At 62.1% G+C, this 1,365-nt stretch carries 2 protein-coding genes; both read left to right on the top strand.

Going from position 1 to position 1,365, the window contains the following annotated elements:
• Positions 1-126 precede the first annotated feature (126 nt).
• Positions 127-1,017, top strand: a complete 891-nt coding sequence (locus G6R25_RS23985; protein WP_136449625.1) for a hypothetical protein — start codon at positions 127-129, stop codon at positions 1,015-1,017.
• Complete coding sequence (locus G6R25_RS23990; RefSeq protein WP_163554654.1) at positions 1,011-1,334, top strand: hypothetical protein; 324 nt, start codon at positions 1,011-1,013, stop codon at positions 1,332-1,334. Before G6R25_RS23985 ends, G6R25_RS23990 begins: the two co-directional genes overlap by 7 nt.
• Positions 1,335-1,365 lie beyond the last annotated feature (31 nt).

Here is a 1,365-nt window from a genome sequence, read left to right on the forward strand (position 1 = left end):
GGGCGGTGAATCCGTAAAATTACGGTTTCCTCGAGTATCGACAGGTCTGCGATGGCGCGGCGCGGCAGCCACGGCAAGTCTCCGTGTTGTACTGATGTTCCCAGTCGGGCACACAGGGGGTAGTCGATGCCAGCGACGCAGTGGGACACGGAGTCCACCCGGCTGCTCTGCGCGGCCATCCTGGTAGACCGCGACCTACCGAACCGGCTCCTGCGGGAGTCCAAGGCCGCCCCGCGGGCGCTGCCAGCCGCTACTGACGTCGACCTGGCCACGGCGACGTGCTGCGCGATCGTGGAACTGCGGCGGCGCAGGGTTCGGGACGGCCTGCTTGCCGCCTGTTGCGCGCTCCTCGCGGTCGGCCTGATCGGCTCCATCATTGGTGATCATAAGTTGTGGGTGTTAATACTGGTATCTCTCCTGGTGGCCTGGGTCGTGGTACTCGCCACCGCGATGCTCAGCACCGAAGAAATGATCAACCAGTTCACCCGCCGCACCTTCAATCCCAGCCAGATCGTGGCCAAAGTCGATCAGAGACGTCGCGAAAATCTCCGGGAACTCTACGACTATCCTGGCCACAACGTCACCGTCTACAGCGGCTACTCGCCTTTCGTCGGTTCCGGTGGCATCCTCGGGTCCTGGTCATTCTCTGTCGACGTCGGCACCCCGGCGGACCAGAACACCCCACTCGAGCAGTTCGGTGTCGAGGAGCTACGCAGCCATGTCCTGGACGGTCTGCGCGACCTACGCTGGCCGCAGCTGACCATCGAAGAACGGCTGTTCATCAACGGATTAGATCTGGTGCCGAACAGCCCACTGCTACCCCACGGGTTGAAACGTCCGGTGCAGACCGTCGACCAGCCTACGTTCGAAGCCCTCCTGGCGGGTCCGGACGAGAAGATGCGACGCTACACCTGCATCCGAGTCTCCGGCTGGGCGGAAACTCTCGTCTTCTCCCTTGGCTGCGCTTCGTCCTACACCCACGCAGCCTCTACGTGGAGGCGTCGAGCGCCGTGCTGACACCCGTGCAAAAATCCTTCGATCTGCCCGAACAGCTCGCCACCATGACCGAGATGGAACGCTTCCGTCGCGATCTGGGCGGTGCCAACCGCCGTACGCTCGCCCTGCTACTCAGAAGCATCCCCAGCATCGTCCAATTCAGGCGGGTGCCCCATCGGCTTAATATCGCCCGTGAGCGCGATAAACGCCTCATAAATTCCGGGCTTCCGTTCGACTATGGCAGCGGCCCGACAGTCCGGGAAGCCATCGCCGATCAAAACTTCCAACACTACTTCCAGCGCTCTGACAGGGAAGCTATTCCGAAACCGCCAGGTTGATCCTTTCGAAACTCGGGTGACGGTCAGCGAA

Source organism: Candidatus Frankia alpina (genome assembly GCF_902806485.1).
In the GTDB taxonomy this organism is placed as follows: Bacteria; Actinomycetota; Actinomycetes; order Frankiales; family Frankiaceae; genus Frankia; species Frankia alpina.